This window comes from Zhenhengia yiwuensis, assembly GCF_014384995.1.
Lineage (GTDB): Bacteria > Bacillota > Clostridia > Lachnospirales > Cellulosilyticaceae > Zhenhengia > Zhenhengia yiwuensis.
Map to the genome: position 1 here is coordinate 15,628 of NZ_JACRSY010000034.1, position 17,167 is coordinate 32,794.

The window sequence follows — 17,167 nt, forward strand, 5'->3', positions numbered from 1 at the left end:
CTTAGAATTTAAAGAGCTGAACGCTGTATTGATTTTTTTTAATAAAACGCTTAAAATAGTGAAAAATAATTCATCTTTTATGAACGTAATAAGGGGATTTGGTCATTGAATACACGACAAGAACATATTTTGGAGATTTTAAAACAAAAAAAAGCTATAGCCATAGCAGACTTATCGAATCTACTTGCCTATAGTCATTCTACAATTAGGCGTGATTTAATTACACTTGAAGAAATGGGACTTGTACAACGAGAAAAAGGTTTTGTTAGGCTTCTTATGACGAATAGTAAAGAAAAGCATTTTAAACTCCGCAATAAGGAGCATATACCACAAAAACTTACTATCTGTCATTTAGCCAAAGACTTTCTAACAGATGGCATGTCTCTTTTTCTAGATTCTAGTTCTACAGTGCTGCAGCTCTGTCCTATGTTAGCTCACTACAAAAATCTTACAATTGTTACAAATGGTATCGAAACAGCTTATGCACTTATGCAAAATACAACAGCCGAGCTCTTTATTACTGGTGGCTATAGCCGTGAAGGTTCAAGTGGTATCGTAGGTGAGTCTGCTCTAGAGTATATCAAACAATTTAATTTAGACTTATGTATCCTTTCTTGCAGCGGTTTAGATGAAAAAGGGTTCTATGAACCAAGTATGCAGCAGGCCTTAGTTAAAAAGCAGATGCTTGAAAATGCCAAGCTTTCTCTTATGCTCTGTGATAACAGCAAGATTTATACGAATTATAAATTTTATTTAAGTGCTTATCAGAATATTGATTATCTCATTACTGACAAAGTCCTTCCTCATTCACTTATGGAAATAGCCAGTAGAGCAAATTGCGAAGTTATTTATCCTCTTCCTTAGGGAAATAAAAAGAAGCATCTCAAACATTTCGTTTGTAGCTGCTTCTTTTTATAGTTTTAAACTAATTTTTTATGTGTAAATTTTCTTACTCCAGATGCATAATCTCCTACAATATGACCATGACCTAAAAGCTTGTATTTATAAATAAGAAGTCCTTCAATACCTACTGAGCCTCTTGCGTGGATTTTAGAAGTACTTACACCAACTTCTGCCCCAAATCCATATCTGAATCCATCACTAAAACGTGTAGAGACATTGCAGAATACATTTCCTGAATCTACAAGCATCATAAACTTTTGTACAGCTTCTTCATCTGTTGATACAATACAGTCTGTATGACCTGAACCATAAGTGTTGATATGACAGATCGCTTCTTCTAAGCTACTTACAATTTTAATAGATAAAATATAATCTAGGTATTCTGTTTGCCAATCTTCTTCTGTAGCTTCTTCACACTCAATGATAGCACGTGTTTTAGCGCATCCTTTAATAGTAGCACCTTTGCTTTCAAGAGATTCTTTAAGTCGTGGAAGGAAGTCATTTGCTACCTTTTCATGAACAAGTAAAGTTTCTAAAGCATTACATACAGATACATACTGTGTTTTAGAATCTGTTACTACCTTTACAGCTAAATCAAGATCTGCATGTTCATCTACATAAGTATGGCAAATACCATCAGCATGACCCATAACTGGAATATCAGAGTTTCTCATAATATATTGTACAAACTCATTTGAACCCCTTGGGATAAGTAGGTCAATTTCTTTATTCATTTTAAGGATTTCACTTACTTCTTCTCTTGTCTCCATAAGTGTAATCCATCCTTCTGGCATACCTGCTTCTTCTGAAGCCTTCTTAATAATTTCAAATAAAACTTTATTTGTCTCTTTAGCTTCACTCCCCCCTTTTAAAAGTACAGCGTTACCACTCTTTAAGCAAAGGCTTGAAATTTGCACAAGTGCATCTGGTCTTGATTCAAAAATAACACCAATTACGCCAATCGGACAAGATACACGTGTTAGAATAAGTCCTTCATCAAGCTCTGTTTGCATTTGTACCTTGCCTACAGGCTCTTCCATATGTACTAAACTTTCAATACCATCTAATACATCTTGTAACTTAGCTTTATCAAAACGCAACCTTTTAAGTACTGGCATCGACACATTTTGGGCCTCACTCACTTCAATGTCTACTTGGTTAGCTTTAAAGATTGCTTCTTGATGAGCCGCTAAAGCTTCTTTAATACTTTCTAATGCTTTTCTTTTAGCATCTGATTCTACTGCCTGTAATATAATAGAGGCTTCTCTTGCTTTTTTCGCTGCTTCATAAATATTCATAACTTAAACTCCTTACTTTATACCGATATTAATTTAATGCTATTTTATACATACCCCTTTAATAGATCAATTCTTTTCTATGACGTGTTAGCATCTTGTAACAATGTGTCCTTTAGGAGACTTCTCAATACGTACACGTACTGCCTTCCTTAAGTACTCCATACTACGTACTTGGTTAATATGTTTTAAGCTATCGGTTCTTGCTATTCTTTCTATCATTGGAATGATAGACTTTTTCTGATCTTGTGAGATACGGTTATCTTTACAGTAGCCATTGATATATTTAAGCGTGTGTAAAATTTGATCTACTGTAATCTTACTAGGATCTACAAGTGTATAAGTATATTCTTTTCTACGTTTTCCTTCTGGATAAGCCTCTTTAAAGAATTCCATAAAATAGTCTTCTTTTTTATCTGGGTCTACAGGCTGATATTTACCAATCCCTTTTTTAAGCTCATTTTTAAGAAATACAATAGTATTTGCCTTAACATTAGAACTCATAGCTTCTATGGCATCATAAATTTCTTTATAAATTTCTACCATACGATCTGGATCTATGCCTTCTTTACCTAATTTCTGTGCTTCGGCAATATATTCTAAAATACTCTTCTTGGTATTAAGTACTCTCATTTCATTTTCCTCCGCTTAGCTTCATTTAGTCTTTGTCGTTTCTATTATATACATAATCTGAGGTTTTTAACATATTTTTTGCATTTTAGTGCACTCTAATAATAGTTTATTAATTGCTAAGGAGGACTAAGATGTCAACTGATTCAAAGAAACAACTGACTTTATTTTCACTAGTATTAATGATTTTTACATCCGTATATGGGTTTGCCAATATGCCAAGAGCATTCTTTCTTATGGGCTATGCTGCTATTCCTTGGTATCTTATTGGGGCACTTTTCTTCTTCCTGCCTTATGCTTTTATGATGGCTGAATATGGTGCAGCTTATAAGCAGGAAAAAGGTGGTATTTATTCTTGGATGGAACGTTCTGTTGGTCCTAAATACGCCTTCATTGGAACTTTTATGTGGTATGCTTCCTACCTTGTTTGGCAAGTTAATGTATCTTCTACTATCTGGGTACCTCTTTCTAATGCTATCTTTGGAGCAGATCTTACTCACAACCTTACTTATTTTGGTCTGAAACCTACTATGTGGTTAGGTATTCTTGCTGTGCTTTGGATTATCCTTGTTACCTTTATCTCTACACAAGGGCTTGATAAAATCAAGCAAGTTACTTCTGTAGGTGGACTTGCTGTTATGCTTTTAAATGTGGTTCTTCTATTAGGCGGCTTTATTGTACTTATTTTAAATGGTGGACAGTTTGCACAACCTATTCTTAATGGATTACATGATTTTGCTGTATCCCCTAATCCAGCTTATCAATCTGGTCTTTCTACTGTTTCTTTCCTTACTTATGCTATCTTTGCTTATGGTGGTATCGAAGCTGTAGGTGGTCTTGTAGACCAGACCAAGAATGCCGAAAAAACATTTCCTCTAGGTGTTACTATTTCAGCTATTGTTATCTCTATTGGATATGCCTTAGGTATTTTTATGATGGGTACTTTTATTAACTGGCAAGAAATTCTCTCTTTACCGGGTGTAAATACAGCCAATGTAACTTATATTGTAATGGAAAACTTGGGAGTCGTGCTTGCTGGTTCCTTAGGAGCTAACCCTCAAGCAGCTCTTACCATAGGTATGTGGGTCGCAAGACTAGTAGGTCTTTCTATGTTTCTTGCCTTAACAGGTGCCTTCTTCACTTTAATCTATTCACCACTAAAACAGCTTATTGAAGGTACACCTAAGGCACTTTGGCCTAAGAAATTCAGTGAACTTAAAAATAATATGCCAGTCTATGCTATGTATGTACAAGCAGTTATTGTTATTATCCTCATTTTAATTGTCGCCTTTGGTGGTGATAATGCCTCTGCTTTCTTTAATAAATTAGTGATAATGACTAATGTAGCTATGACTATTCCTTATATGTTTTTATCTGCTGCCTTCCCATTCTTTAAGAAAAAAGACAGCATTCAAAAACCTTTTGAAATTTATAAATCCTATACCTTAGCCCTCATTGCTTCTATTATTGTTACAGTAGTTATTGGATTTGCGAACTTATTTTCTATTATCGAACCAGGGCTCGCAAAAGGTAACTGGCTAGATACTCTTTTATCAGGTGGTGGTCCTTTACTTTTTGCACTCATTGCTTTTCTTCTGTATAAAAACTATGAATCTAAACAAACTAAGTAACTATTGTCTTTAAATAAACTTTGATATATGATAGGTTCAAAACATGTAGACATCAGAGGACCTATTATGAAATCAAAGAAAAAGAAAATAAGTCAGTTAAGTATAATTTTAGATGAACCTTTGCCAACTATGAGCCTTGGAAAACTTATAGGTACGGCCTCTTCTTATAAAGCTACTGAAGAAACCTCTTTAGAGACAATCTTAGATGAGCTAGAATCTTTAGAAGATGAGAATGCTATGAGTTCTTTTATTGATAAGTATGGGGCATCTACATTTGAGTCTTTAGATGAACTTTTAGCAGCCCACCTTTCTAACCCTTATGAATTACAGGTGAAAGCAGCTTCAAGTGATAAACTTTTCGAAGGCTTAGAAAGTATATTAGGTGAGTAGTCTTTAGCTACTCACCTTTTTATTTTTAAGTTTTTTATTATTTTATGACGCATTTTAACGACTTGTCCGTATATATATTATAAGGAGGCAAAACAAATCCTAGGCAGTTTTTCTTCCTTTATTATAAGTCACTTTGTATTAAGGTTAGCTCCCCCCTCTAATTTTTATGCAAGTTGACTTATACCACTTTGCATGAGTCGTAGTGGCAGCGCTTTTGCAAAGATAGCATTTCTTTACATAAGTGCATAAGGATTTGCTTCTATCTGATGTATCCTTTGTACTAAGTATATTGCCACATAAAAAAAGCTAGCGCGAGGCCACCATACTAAGGGGGGAGTGACTTTGTGCTAGCTTTTTTCCTTTTTATTCTTCTAATGCTAATGCCATAAGAAGAGCATCTTCTGTGGGTTTAGTATAATAATTTTTGCGTTTTCCAATCTCTTTAAATCCATTTAAACTATAAAGTGATTTTGCTGGCTCATTACTTTCTCTGACTTCTAAAAGAAGTACTTCTAATTTTCTTGATTTACTATAATCAACAAGAGCTTCTATAAGTGCTTTCCCTATACCTCTTTTACGTGCCTTTGTATGCACAGCAACATTGGTAATCTGACCTTCTCCTACCACTTCCCACATTCCTACAAAGCCTAGTATATCTTTATCTTGTTCGGCTACTAGATAAGTAGTCATTGGATTGTTTAGTTCATCACTAAAAGATTGTTTAGACCAAGGATCATTAAATGATACACTTTCCACTTGATGAATACCTTCTAAGTCTTCTAGTGTAGCAATTCTAATTTGCACCTTTTTCTCTCTCCTCAAGTTCTCTTTCTGCTTGGCTCTTTCTAAGATACATTGGCACAAAGTCATCTGCATTTTCCATTTCACCACGTTCATAAGCCTGACATGCAAGATGCGCAAGTACACTTGCTCTTTGCATATGAAGGAAGCTTGGAGCAAAATGAGCCTTATTTCCCATCTGCTCTGTAATCTTACTACGCATTACATCTACACCATCACCTAAGAAGATTACTTCTTCTCCAGCAACCTTTTCTAGAAGCTCATCAATAGAAATAGCTAAATGCTCTTCTACCCTTTGCAATGTATTCTCTTTCCATCTATAAAGACTTGTGTAAACTTGATTTCTTCTTGCATCCATAATTGGACAAATAAGCTTATCTGTAAAAGTCATATTGTTTGCCATAACATCTAAAGTTGGAATACCAATGATTGGTACACCAAGAGCAAGGGCCATAGCTTTAGCTGTAGCTACTCCAATACGAATACCTGTAAAAGAGCCTGGTCCACTTGTCACAGCTACTGCATCTACCTGTTCTAAATCTAACCCTATCATACTTCTTAAATGCTCAAGCATTGGCATAATTGTTTGAGAGTGTGTCAGCTTATGACAAATATAATATTCACCTACTAATTTATAATCGCTTATATAGGCAACACTGCCTGAAAGACCTGATGCATCTATTGCTAATATATTCATTGTCTCACCTATTTCATCGTAATTTTTCTATAATCAAAGCCTTGCTCTAAATCTTTTTCTATTGTAATCCATTTTGCCGCACTTGGAATAGCCTCTGGTACGTTATTCGCCCATTCTACAAGGCATACCCCTTCGCCAAAGAAGTAGTCTTCATAACCAATCATTTCTAATTCATCTGGATCTTCAATACGATACATATCAAAATGGTAAAGTGGCATATTGCCATCATATTCCTGTACTATTGTAAATGTAGGACTTGTAATATGTTCATCAATACCTAGCCCTTTTGCAAAACCTTTTGAGAAAACCGTTTTGCCTACACCTAAATCTCCAATAAGACAATAAATATCGCCTTTTTTTGCCTTACTTGCTATTTCATAACCTTTATTAAAAGTTTCTTGTTCTGATAAACTGATAAATTCCATAGGTGTTTCCTTTCTCTTAGTCATTCAGAATTATTGTAATACTGTTTGTTTCAAGTTTCAACTCTTTCCCTGTCCTTTGTCTTTAAAGTATGACAAAAGTCCTTTCACTTTATGCATAATTTTCCCTTAATCACGCATACTGAGAATATTGTCATAAAAGGAGTGAGCCCTAAATGTCTGATTTTGCTTCATCTGAAACTTGTCTTAATCTTATGCGTGCCTTTGCGGGTGAGTCACAAGCACGTACACGTTATTCCCTCTATGCTAAAGTAGCACATAAGGAAGGTCTTATAGAAATTCATAATGTATTTAATGAAACAGCACATAATGAACTGGCACATGCCAATATTTTCTTTAAACACTTAAGTAATAGGCTAGGTCAGGCTTCTATTCCTGTTAATGCAGAATATCCTACGGGTATTAAAGATACACTTTTTAATCTCAAAGATGCTGCATCAGGTGAGCATGATGAATATACTAATGTCTATCCTCATTTTGCTGATGTAGCAAAACGTGAAGGCTTTATTGATATTGCCAATAACTTCACCCTGATTGCTGAGATTGAAAAACTCCATGAAGAGCGTTTCAACCATTTTGCAAATGAACTTGCGAAAGAAACACTCTTTAAAAAATCTGAGAAAGTTTATTATAAATGTGAACACTGTGGCTATGTACATTTAGGAACTACTGCCCCTAAATTCTGTCCAAACTGCCTTCATGAACAAGGCTATTTCAAAGTCGTTACACAGCCTTGGCTATAAAAAAAAGACTAGTAGCGGCAACTCTACTAGTCTTTTTTTATTTTACTACTCTATCTTTATTATGCTGCCTTTTTCTTAGGCATTAAGTATTTAAGTGCTGGCTGTATAGCTTTAAGAAAAGCTACACTAGCAATAGCTACAATTATTCCTTTTACAATATTAAATGGTGTAATAGATAATAAAATTAATGTGAATTTATCATTAACCGCTGGGATAATAGCATGCCCCATTTCAATAATAGTTTCCATTGGCATAAAGATTTTTGCATAAAGTGGAATAGTGATAAAGTAATTAACTACAGCTCCCATTAATGCTAAACCACCAATACCTGCTATAATTCCAATTGTTACAGTCTTCATATCTTTACCTTTTCTTATCATGAAAGTAAGTGGTAATATGTAACCAATTGAAATAAGTAAGTTAGCAAGTTCACCTACATATCCTGAACTTGATCCAAATAATAATGCTTTTAATACATTTTTAAGAATGACAACCACAATACCTGCAAGTGGATGCACTGTTAAAATAGCTATTAAAGCTGGCATTTCACTAAAGTCAATCTCTAAAAAGCTTGGGAAAATAGCTGGAAGTTTAATTCCCCATTGCATTAAAATCGCTGCAATAGCACTTAAAAAGGCTATTTTAATAAGATTTTGTGTAGATAATAATTTGTTTTCATTTTGCATAAAGCATCCTCCTAAACAATAAAAAAGCAACCCAATTATTCTTAGGGTTGCCGTTTTTTTGTATAATCATTGCATACTTTATCAAAATTTCAATAAATCTATGCTCATGCAACTCTTCTACCATCCAGACTTTACTGTCGGTTTTGGAATTTCACCAAATCAGTACATACTTAAAAAGCATGTAGTCGCGGACTATCACCGCCGGTCGGGAATTTCACCCTGCCCTGAAGAATTAAGTAACTTTTTTATTTAATTTTTATGCCCCCATTATAATCCAATTTGTATGGGATTGCAAGAGGGTTCCCTGTACCATTTTATTTTGTGTGCTCTTTTGCAATAAACCCTAATACCACCAATTCTTTCAAATGCTATAAAAGCATTGCTAAAAATTTCTTAAAGAATTTCATCATTCTCTCCCTTAATAGGAGTATTTACATTTTTAATTGACCTAAGCATATAAGGATGAAATTAAATTGAATGGAACTTTATTATTACTCTACATCGACCTTTGCCTTATCAAGATTCTTTTTTTATAGTTACGGATTCTAAAAACACGCCCTCTTCAAAACCACCACGTTCTTGATATTTCTTCATTCTTATATGCATAAGCTCTTCTTCTGTATAACCATGGTACTTTGCAAGTCCTATAAGAACTTCAAGCATATCAGCAAGTTCCTCTAAGTTTCGATCTTCTAAGTACTCATTAAATTCCTCTATCATCTTTTCTTCTAATAAGTTTCTTAGTTCATGTCCTTCTACTTTTCTTGTAACACAATTTTTATGATCTGCTTCTATCATTTCTGGAATGCGGTCTCTTACAAGTTTATTATATATTTTCATTCTACTTTACCTCTTTTATCCTTTTATAATTATGTTGGCTATACACTGTTTATACGAATCTCTTCTATGAAAGTCAATAACCTAGTCTAAACAAAAATGCTTATCCTTTTTTAATTGACAGAATTTTTTATTACTGTTAGAATTATTTTGTACCATTTTTTTACAAAGGGGAGGAATAATAATGCCATTTCAAATAAGAGAAGCTACATATGAGGATTACTCTGCTATTAATAATCTTATTATAGAAGTTCATAACTTACATTGTAACTATAGACCTGATGTTTATGCCAAAGTCGATACACCTCTTACAAAAGAGCATTATCATGCCATGCTTATGCAGGATCAGCTTAAAATATTTGTAGTCGAAGATTCTTCCTCTCACGAAGTAATAGGCTATAGCTCTCTTAAGCTCATGTCTTCACCTTCTTTATCTATCTTAGTACCAACGTACGCTGCTTATGTCAATGATTTTTGTATTAAATCGACTTATAAAAGACAAGGTGCAGGCAAACTTCTTTTTGATACTATTGCAAACTATGCTAAAGGACATGGAGCTGAGTCTATTCAACTCACTGTATGGGAATTTAATAAGGATGCCTTAGAATTCTATACTGCACTCGGTATGCGTACACGCAACCGCCGTCTTGAACTTGATTTATAATAACCCTAAGAAATAAAATATAAAAAGAGTGCCACTAAACTCATTTAGTTTTTAGTAGCACTCTTTTTTCTTTTTAATTAACAAGTTTGCCTTATACTATTTCATAGTCAAGCTTATTTTTCTAGTCTGTACATTAACACTCATAACAGTTACATCTACAATATCTCCTACTTTTACAACTTCTAGCGGATGTTTAACAAATTTCTCAGACATTTGAGATACATGAACAAGTCCATCTTGGTGAACACCAATATCTACAAATGCACCAAAGTCTACAATATTTCTAACAGTTCCTTTAAGCTTCATACCTTCTTTTAAGTCTTCTAAATCTAAGACATCACTATGCAGAATTGGCTTTGGCATGTCCTCACGTGGGTCACGGCCTGGTTTTTCAAGTTCTTTAATAATATCTTCAAGTGTCATCTCACCTATGCCTAGCTTACTTGCTAATTGACCTAGATCCCCTGCCTTTTTGCTAAGTCCTTTGAGCCCTCCTTGATTTAAATCTGCTGGCGTATACCCTAATGCTTCAAGTACCTGACCTGCAATTTTATAGGACTCTGGGTGAACGGCAGTACCATCCAAGAACTCTTTACTTTCTGGTACACGTAAGAAACCGGCACATTGTTCAAATACCTTTGGTCCTAAACCTTTTACTTTAAGAAGTTCTTTACGTGTGAGGAATCTGCCATTTGCTTCTCTATAGGCAATAATATTATTAGCAACTGTTTTCTTAATACCTGCTACATATTGAAGTAAAGAAGAAGATGCTGTATTAAGATCCACCCCAACCTCATTAACAGATTTCTCTACTACACCACTTAAATTCTCTTCAAGACGCTTTTGGTTCATATCATGTTGATACTGACCTACCCCAATAGACTTAGGATCAATTTTTACAAGTTCAGCAAGTGGATCTTGAAGACGTCTTGCAATGGATACTGCACTTCTTACACCTACATCATCATTAGGGAATTCTTCTGTAGCAAGCTTCGAAGCAGAGTACACAGAAGCACCTGCTTCATTTACAATGACATAATGAATAGTTTTTGGAATTTCTCTAAGCATATCTGCTACAAATTTTTCTGTTTCCCTAGAAGCTGTTCCATTTCCAATAGAAAGAAGATCGATATCATATTTCTCAATTAGTGCTTTCAGTACTTTCTTAGCTTCTTCTGTTTTATTTTGAGGCGCTGTTGGGTAAATAACTGTATTATCTAATTTCTTACCTGTGGCATCGATAACTGCAATTTTACAACCCGTACGGAAAGCTGGGTCAATTCCCATTACAGTATGCCCCTTAATAGGTGCCCCCATTAAAAGTTGATAGAGATTCTTGTTAAATACTTCAAGGGCACCATCTTCTGCCTTAAGTGAAAGCTCATTACGAATATCTCTTTCAATAGCTGGCGCAATAAGTCGTTTATAACTATCTTCTAGAGTAGCCGTTAAATACTCTCTTACAGGGCTATCCTCTTTAATTATTTGCTTATTTAAATAGAGCAAGATTTTCTCTATAGGCGCTTCTACTTTTACAGTAATAATCTTTTCACTTTCCCCACGATTCATAGCAAGTATTCTATGGCCTGGCATAGACTTAATTTTTTCAGTGTAGTCATAGTACATTTTAAAAACTTCTTTTTCATCTTTTTCAGCATCTTTCACTTTAGTGACAATCATACCTTCATTAAAAGTTACTTTACGAATAGCACTTCTAAAGTTGGCTTCTTCACTAATGCCTTCTGCTAAAATATCACTTGCACCTTGAAGTGCCTCTTGTCCTGTACTCACACCTTTTTCTTCGTTAATATACTCAGCTGCTACCTCTTCTATATTTGCCGTTTCCTGCGCTTTAATAAGCTGTGCTAAAGGCTCTAATCCTTTTTCTTTAGCAATAGTTGCTCGGGTACGTTTCTTAGCTTTATAAGGAAGGTATAAGTCTTCCACTTCTGTTGCTGTAGTAGCTGTTTCTATTTGCTTTTTAAGTTCCTCAGTAAGTTTACCTTGCTCCTCAATAAGTCGAATAACTTGCTCTTTTCTTGCTTCTAAATTTTGAAGATACGTATAACGCTCATGGAATTTACGAAGCACTTCATCATTAAGTCCCCCCGTTACTTCCTTACGATATCTTGCAATAAATGGTATAGTATTCCCTTCTTCTATAAGCCCTATTGTATTTTCAACTTGGCTACGCTTAATTTGTAGTTCTTCTTGTAAGATCTTAATAATATCCATTTTTTTCTCCTTTGTTCCCTTACTCACTTTATACAGTATAGTATCATAAATAAATTTAAAATTCAAAGTCATTCCCATATTTTGTAATTAAAATTACAATTTTACATAAATAAAATCCAAAATTCAAAATTAATTAATTTAATAATATATTATTCATTTGAACAAACAATATACTTTTACATAACTTTATCTTCTAACGCTTGTTTATTCTACATATAATCTATTAAAAAGGGTGTTGAGGTGAAATCATGAAAAAGAAATTTTTAGCTTTACTGTTATGTGGCGTAATGGCTACATTCTCACTGGCTGGTTGTTCAGCTACTCCTGCTGAAAATGGTACTCCTACCACAGAGGAAAGTAACCCTACTGAAGAGAAAGAAGCTCCAGAAGAAAAGGAAACATCAACAGAAGAAGCAGCTAAACCAAGTGCTAGCGATTTAAAAGTCGGTATGGTTACAGATGCTGGTACAATTGATGACAAATCATTCAATCAAGGCACATGGGAGGGTATCCTACGTGCTGGTGAAGAACTTGGTATCCAAACAAATTACCTTAAACCAGCTGGTCAAACTGAAGCTGACTACTTAAAAGAAATTGGTAATCTCTATGATACAGGCTATAAATTCATTGTAACTCCTGGTTACAAATTTGAAACTGCTATCTACAAATCACAAACAAAATATGAAGATGCAAAATTCGTTATTCTTGATGGTGCACCACATAGCGGTGATAATGCTTATGATGTAAAAGATAATACTGTTGCAATTTACTTTGCAGAACATCAATCAGGTTTTGTTGCGGGTGTTGCTACTGCTTTAGAACTTAAAGAAGGTGCATTAGGCTTCATCGGTGGTATGGAAATTCCTGCTGTACAAAAATTCAACTGGGGCTTCCAACAAGGTGTAGCTTATGCAAACACTAACCTTGGTACAAATATGACAATTGAAGAATCAAACGTTGTATACCAAGGCTCATTTGATAATGTACCCGCTGGTCAACAACTTGCAGCTCAAATGTTTGATAAAGGTGTAAAAGCTATCTTCTGTGCTGCTGGTGGTGTTGGTGTTGGTGCAATCAAAGAAGGTGTAGAACGTAACAAACAAGGTAAAGAAGCTTGGATTATTGGTGTAGATACAGACCAATATGCCGAAGGTTTCTATGACGCTGACAATACTAAATCTTGTATTTTAACATCAGCTGTTAAACGTATCGATAACGCTTCATATGATATGATTCAAGCTGAACTTAATGGCGAGTTCCCAGGTGGTCAAACATTAACATTTGATATTACAACTGATGGTGTTGGTATTCCTGTAGAAAATCCAAACTTAAGTGATGAAACAATTAAAACTGTTGCCGACGTTGTACAACAAATGAAAGATGGTAAAATCACAGTTGCTGATAACGGTGAAGGTCTTATTAAATAGTAAATGAAAAGGCGGTTTTACCGCCTTTTTTTTGAATACTACCAAAGGAGGTAAACTATGGATTATGTTATTGAAATGCTAGGTATACGCAAAGAATTTCCTGGAATCGTTGCAAATGACAATATTACACTCCAACTTGCACAAGGAGAAATCCATGCACTACTTGGTGAAAACGGTGCGGGAAAATCTACGCTTATGAGTATGCTTTTTGGTATGTATCAGCCAGATAGAGGTTCTATTAAACTAAATGGTAAAGAAGTCAAAATTACTAATCCTAACGTTGCAACAGCTCTTGGTATAGGCATGGTGCACCAACACTTTAAATTAGTACATAACTTTACGACGACCGAAAACATCATTCTTGGAATTGAACCTAAAAAATGCGGAGGACTTATCCTCGATATTGAAAAGGCTGCTAAAAGAGTTGCACAGCTTTCAGAAAAGTATGGCCTTAATATTGATCCTTACGCAAAGATTGAAGATATCTCTGTTGGTATGCAGCAAAGAGTAGAAATTATGAAAATGCTTTATCGTAACGCTGATATTCTGATCTTTGATGAACCTACTGCTGTTTTAACTCCTCAAGAGATTGAAGATTTAATGGAGATTATGCGTGGTCTTATTAAAGAAGGTAAATCGATCATTATTATTACCCATAAACTAAAAGAGATTAAAGCTGTAGCAGACCGCTGCACCGTTATTCGTCGTGGTAAATACATAGGTACAGTTAATGTAAAAGAAACAAGTGAAGCTGAAATGGCTAAGATGATGGTAGGGCGTAACGTCTCCTTTAAGGTCGATAAAGTTGATGCTACACCTGGTGAAACCATCTTAAAAGTAGAAAATTTATCTGTTTTAAATAATAAAAAGGTACTTGGTCTTAAAAACTTCTCTGTAGAAGTACGAGCTGGTGAAATTGTAGGAATTGCTGGTGTTGAAGGGAATGGTCAGACTGAACTTGTCGAAGCCATTACTGGACTACGTAAATCAGAAAGTGGCAAGATCTTTATTCGTAAGCGAGATATTACACATCTTCCTATTCATAAACGCATTGAAAGTGGTATAGCTCATATTCCTGAAGACCGTCAAAAGCGCGGTCTTGTCCTAGACTATACTGTTGAAGAAAATATGATTCTAGAACGCTTTAATAAAGCACCTTTTGCTAAAAATGGCTTACTTAATTATGATGCCATCAGCAAATATGCTCAGAAAATTGTAGATGCCTTTGACGTACGTGCCGGACAAGGTTGCAGTACACTTGCTCGCTCTTTATCTGGTGGTAATCAGCAAAAAGCTATTATTGGGCGTGAGATTGAACTTAATCCTGACTTACTTATTGCTGTTCAGCCTACCCGAGGCCTTGATGTTGGTTCTATTGAATATATTCATAAACGTCTTATTGATCAACGCGATAAAGGTAAAGCCGTACTCCTTGTTTCCTTAGAGCTTGATGAGATTCTTAATGTATCTGACCGTATTGTTGTTATTAATAATGGTGAACGCATTGGCACAGTAGATGCTCAGGATACAAACGAAAATGAAATTGGTCTTATGATGGCTGGTGTGAAAGGAGATGTAAAACATGCATAGATATAAGAAGCTTATCGTTTCTCTCATTTCTATCTTTCTAGGCCTTCTTGTTGGAACATTATTTATGATGGTTACAGGCCATAACCCTATTTCTGGTTTTATCTACCTTGTACAAGGTGGTCTTAAAAGTGTAGAACGCGTAGGTAATACTATTGCAACCGCTACACCTCTTATTCTAACAGGTCTTTCTGTAGCCTTTGCCTTTAGAACAGGCCTCTTTAATATTGGTGCCCCTGGACAAATGCTCTTTGGTGGTTTTTGTGCAACAGCTATAGGTCTTACTTTCCCTACTCTACCAGCATTTATCCTTGTACCTATTATGGTCATTACAGGTATGCTTGGTGGTGCTGTATGGGGGATTGTCCCTGGACTTTTAAAAGCTAAGTTCAATGTACATGAAGTTGTTTCTTCTATTATGATGAACTGGATTGCTAACTGGGTTGTTTACTATGCTGTTAAAGCACGTTTCACAGGAACTATGGAAACTGAGTCCAAGCTTCTTACCCCAAATGCTACCCTTCATGCAAACTGGATCTCCAACTTATTCCAAGGCTCCTATATTAACCTAGGTATTTTTATTGCGATTCTAGCTGTTATCATCATTGCATTTATTCTTAACAAAACTACATTTGGCTACCAACTTAAATCTGTAGGGTTTAACCGTTATGCTGCTGAATATGCAGGGATTTCTGTTAATAAAAATATTATTCTTTCTATGATGATTGCTGGTGGCCTTGCTGGTCTTGCTGGCGTAGTTCAATATGCTGGTAATGCTAACTGTATCCAGTTAGGTGTCATCCCATCTCAAGGTTTTGATGGTATTGCTGTTGCTCTTCTAGGGGCTAATACCCCTATTGGCTCACTTCTTGCAGCCCTCTTCTTTGGTCTTCTTTATTCAGGTCGTGGCTTTATGACAGCAGCTACTAAAATCCCACCTGAAATTGCAGATACAATCATAGCAACCATTATCTACTTTGCAGCAACTAGCGTCCTTATAGAAAGCTGGCTTGACCGCATCATTAAAAAACGTCATGAAAAGCGCTTAGATGTTAAAACAAATAATCAATTAGAAACTCAGAAGGAGGATGAGTAGATTATGTGGGAAACGCTTGTTCAAATCTTTCCTTACGCCATTGCCTTAACCATTCCTCTATTAATTACGGCTCTTGGAGCTCTCTACTGTGAACGCAGTGGCGTTGTTAATATCGGTTTAGATGGTTTTATGATTATTGGTTCTTTCTCCTGCGCGCTTACCATTGTCAGCGTAGAGAAATTCTTCCCTGGAAGCAACTTAGCCGTTTGGCTTGGATTACTTGTATCACTTATAGTAGGTGGTATTTTCTCACTCCTCCATGCTTTTGCAAGTATTAACCTATCTGCTAACCAAGTTATTAGCGGTACTGCTATTAATATGATGGCTGGTTCACTTACACTTTTCTTAGCACGTAACATTACAGGAAGTGGTACAATCCGTGTACAAGGTTTTACTAAATTTGATATGCCTGTACTCTCTCAAATTCCAATTATAGGCGATCTATTCTTTAAAAATACTTATATCACCACATGGGTGGCCTTAATCATTATTTTATTTACTTGCTATCTCCTTTACAAAACACGTTTTGGCCTTCGTCTTCGTTCTTGTGGCGAAAATCCTCATGCATCAGATGCAGCAGGGATTAATGTATATAAGATGCGCTATATTGGTGTTATTATCTCTGGGGCACTTGGTAGCCTTGGTGGTGCCATTTACTTAGTTACCTTTGCAGGTGAATTCAACGGTACAGTTGGAGGATTTGGCTTCTTAGCACTTGCTGCACTTATTTTTGGTCAATGGCGCCCTCTCGCTATCTTGGCAGCAACCTTATTTTTTGGTACAGCTTGGACTATTTCTAATGTATCTGATGTACTGCCACAGCTTCAAGCTATTCCACCTGTATGCCTTAAAATATTCCCATACGTTATGACACTTATTGCTTTAGTCGTATTTTCTAAGTCTTCACAAGCCCCTAAAGCTTCAGGTGAGCCATTTAGCCATTCTGAAAGATAACTTTTGTAATATAAAAAAGGTGTAGGGTATGATATGCTCCCCTTAAGGTAGACAGTTTAAATAATAAAACTGTTATCTTAAGGAGGAGCATTTTTCATGGGAAGAAAATCAAAAATTTCATATGAAATAAAAATAGATGTTGTTAAAA

17 protein-coding genes and 1 riboswitch are annotated in these 17,167 nt (G+C 35.3%); of the genes, 9 read left to right on the forward strand and 8 right to left on the reverse strand.

The features are described from left to right. The first annotated feature begins 105 nt into the window (after positions 1-105). A complete protein-coding gene (locus H8718_RS15970; protein WP_177670928.1) occupies positions 106-864 on the forward strand; it encodes a DeoR/GlpR family DNA-binding transcription regulator in 759 nt (252 codons plus the stop codon). 56 nt (positions 865-920) lie between these two features. Here the strand turns inward: H8718_RS15970 and H8718_RS15975 are convergent, their stop codons facing one another. Next, a complete protein-coding gene (locus tag H8718_RS15975) occupies positions 921-2,201 on the reverse strand; it encodes a glutamate-5-semialdehyde dehydrogenase (RefSeq protein WP_249333704.1) in 1,281 nt (426 codons plus the stop codon). An 87-nt stretch (positions 2,202-2,288) separates the two neighbouring features. Beyond that, positions 2,289-2,831, reverse strand: a complete 543-nt coding sequence (locus tag H8718_RS15980; RefSeq protein ID WP_249333706.1) for a hypothetical protein — start codon at positions 2,829-2,831, stop codon at positions 2,289-2,291. 131 nt (positions 2,832-2,962) lie between these two features. Between H8718_RS15980 and yjeM the strand changes: the two genes are divergently transcribed. Both yjeM and H8718_RS15990 read left to right on the forward strand, forming a co-directional pair. Next, entirely contained in the window at positions 2,963-4,459 is a 1,497-nt protein-coding gene (yjeM, locus tag H8718_RS15985) for a glutamate/gamma-aminobutyrate family transporter YjeM (protein ID WP_249333707.1), read from the forward strand. Between the two features lie 66 nt (positions 4,460-4,525). Then, complete coding sequence (locus H8718_RS15990; protein ID WP_249333709.1) at positions 4,526-4,849, forward strand: hypothetical protein; 324 nt, start codon at positions 4,526-4,528, stop codon at positions 4,847-4,849. Positions 4,850-5,212: 363 nt separating this feature from the next. On the opposite strand, the gene rimI is transcribed toward H8718_RS15990, so the two are convergent. From rimI to tsaE, 3 genes are read right to left on the reverse strand one after another with little or no spacing between them, the layout of a single operon-like run. Next, positions 5,213-5,653 (reverse strand): ribosomal protein S18-alanine N-acetyltransferase, encoded by a 441-nt coding sequence (rimI, locus tag H8718_RS15995; protein ID WP_249333711.1) that lies wholly within the window; start codon positions 5,651-5,653, stop codon positions 5,213-5,215. Continuing rightward, complete coding sequence (gene tsaB, locus H8718_RS16000; protein WP_177670922.1) at positions 5,643-6,347, reverse strand: tRNA (adenosine(37)-N6)-threonylcarbamoyltransferase complex dimerization subunit type 1 TsaB; 705 nt, start codon at positions 6,345-6,347, stop codon at positions 5,643-5,645. Before tsaB ends, rimI begins: the two co-directional genes overlap by 11 nt. 8 nt (positions 6,348-6,355) lie before the next feature. Then, positions 6,356-6,772, reverse strand: a complete 417-nt coding sequence (tsaE, locus tag H8718_RS16005; protein WP_249333713.1) for a tRNA (adenosine(37)-N6)-threonylcarbamoyltransferase complex ATPase subunit type 1 TsaE — start codon at positions 6,770-6,772, stop codon at positions 6,356-6,358. Between the two features lie 173 nt (positions 6,773-6,945). On the opposite strand from tsaE, the gene rbr reads away from it, so the two are divergent. Then, the gene (gene rbr, locus H8718_RS16010) at positions 6,946-7,533 is read left to right on the forward strand and encodes a rubrerythrin (protein WP_177670920.1); all 588 of its coding nucleotides are present in this window, start codon (positions 6,946-6,948) and stop codon (positions 7,531-7,533) included. A gap of 59 nt (positions 7,534-7,592) precedes the next feature. Here rbr and H8718_RS16015 read toward each other — a convergent pair whose 3' ends face one another. Continuing rightward, positions 7,593-8,219, reverse strand: coding sequence for an ECF transporter S component (locus H8718_RS16015; protein ID WP_177670919.1), 627 nt, complete (start codon positions 8,217-8,219; stop codon positions 7,593-7,595). A 108-nt stretch (positions 8,220-8,327) separates the two neighbouring features. Continuing rightward, a riboswitch (FMN riboswitch) is annotated at positions 8,328-8,455 on the reverse strand. Positions 8,456-8,735: 280 nt separating this feature from the next. Beyond that, entirely contained in the window at positions 8,736-9,059 is a 324-nt protein-coding gene (locus H8718_RS16020; protein ID WP_249333715.1) for a nucleoside triphosphate pyrophosphohydrolase, read from the reverse strand. 181 nt (positions 9,060-9,240) lie between these two features. Here H8718_RS16020 and H8718_RS16025 point away from each other — a divergent pair, with 181 nt between their 5' ends. Next, the gene (locus H8718_RS16025; protein WP_249333716.1) at positions 9,241-9,720 is read left to right on the forward strand and encodes a GNAT family N-acetyltransferase; all 480 of its coding nucleotides are present in this window, start codon (positions 9,241-9,243) and stop codon (positions 9,718-9,720) included. Between the two features lie 96 nt (positions 9,721-9,816). On the opposite strand, the gene H8718_RS16030 is transcribed toward H8718_RS16025, so the two are convergent. After that, complete coding sequence (locus H8718_RS16030) at positions 9,817-11,955, reverse strand: Tex family protein (protein ID WP_249333718.1); 2,139 nt, start codon at positions 11,953-11,955, stop codon at positions 9,817-9,819. A 248-nt stretch (positions 11,956-12,203) separates the two neighbouring features. On the opposite strand from H8718_RS16030, the gene H8718_RS16035 reads away from it, so the two are divergent. Genes H8718_RS16035 through H8718_RS16050 form a run of 4 tightly spaced genes read left to right on the forward strand, consistent with a single transcriptional unit; the run spans position 12,204 to position 17,019 of the window. Beyond that, on the forward strand, positions 12,204-13,382 hold the full coding sequence (locus H8718_RS16035; protein WP_249333720.1) for a BMP family lipoprotein: 1,179 nt from the start codon (positions 12,204-12,206) through the stop codon (positions 13,380-13,382). Between the two features lie 57 nt (positions 13,383-13,439). Next, positions 13,440-14,972, forward strand: a complete 1,533-nt coding sequence (locus H8718_RS16040; RefSeq protein WP_249333721.1) for an ABC transporter ATP-binding protein — start codon at positions 13,440-13,442, stop codon at positions 14,970-14,972. Beyond that, the gene (locus tag H8718_RS16045; RefSeq protein ID WP_249333723.1) at positions 14,965-16,065 is read left to right on the forward strand and encodes an ABC transporter permease; all 1,101 of its coding nucleotides are present in this window, start codon (positions 14,965-14,967) and stop codon (positions 16,063-16,065) included. Before H8718_RS16040 ends, H8718_RS16045 begins: the two co-directional genes overlap by 8 nt. Positions 16,066-16,068: 3 nt before the next feature. After that, positions 16,069-17,019 carry an ABC transporter permease gene (locus H8718_RS16050; protein WP_249333725.1) on the forward strand — a complete coding sequence of 317 codons (951 nt, stop codon included), beginning with the start codon at positions 16,069-16,071 and terminating at the stop codon, positions 17,017-17,019. Positions 17,020-17,167 lie beyond the last annotated feature (148 nt).

Bases quoted from the DNA above. Each gene is read 5' to 3' on its own strand.
- H8718_RS15980 (WP_249333706.1), bottom strand. From the start codon at position 2,831: ATGAGAGTACTTAATACCAAGAAGAGTATTTTAGAATATATTGCCGAA.
- H8718_RS16015 (WP_177670919.1), bottom strand. From the start codon at position 8,219: ATGCAAAATGAAAACAAATTATTATCTACACAAAATCTTATTAAAATA.
- H8718_RS16050 (WP_249333725.1), top strand. From the start codon at position 16,069: ATGTGGGAAACGCTTGTTCAAATCTTTCCTTACGCCATTGCCTTAACC.
- yjeM (WP_249333707.1), top strand. From the start codon at position 2,963: ATGTCAACTGATTCAAAGAAACAACTGACTTTATTTTCACTAGTATTA.
- H8718_RS16030 (WP_249333718.1), bottom strand. From the start codon at position 11,955: ATGGATATTATTAAGATCTTACAAGAAGAACTACAAATTAAGCGTAGC.
- tsaB (WP_177670922.1), bottom strand. From the start codon at position 6,347: ATGAATATATTAGCAATAGATGCATCAGGTCTTTCAGGCAGTGTTGCC.
- rbr (WP_177670920.1), top strand. From the start codon at position 6,946: ATGTCTGATTTTGCTTCATCTGAAACTTGTCTTAATCTTATGCGTGCC.
- H8718_RS16035 (WP_249333720.1), top strand. From the start codon at position 12,204: ATGAAAAAGAAATTTTTAGCTTTACTGTTATGTGGCGTAATGGCTACA.
- H8718_RS16025 (WP_249333716.1), top strand. From the start codon at position 9,241: ATGCCATTTCAAATAAGAGAAGCTACATATGAGGATTACTCTGCTATT.
- H8718_RS16045 (WP_249333723.1), top strand. From the start codon at position 14,965: ATGCATAGATATAAGAAGCTTATCGTTTCTCTCATTTCTATCTTTCTA.
- H8718_RS16040 (WP_249333721.1), top strand. From the start codon at position 13,440: ATGGATTATGTTATTGAAATGCTAGGTATACGCAAAGAATTTCCTGGA.
- tsaE (WP_249333713.1), bottom strand. From the start codon at position 6,772: ATGGAATTTATCAGTTTATCAGAACAAGAAACTTTTAATAAAGGTTAT.
- H8718_RS16020 (WP_249333715.1), bottom strand. From the start codon at position 9,059: ATGAAAATATATAATAAACTTGTAAGAGACCGCATTCCAGAAATGATA.
- H8718_RS15975 (WP_249333704.1), bottom strand. From the start codon at position 2,201: ATGAATATTTATGAAGCAGCGAAAAAAGCAAGAGAAGCCTCTATTATA.
- H8718_RS15990 (WP_249333709.1), top strand. From the start codon at position 4,526: ATGAAATCAAAGAAAAAGAAAATAAGTCAGTTAAGTATAATTTTAGAT.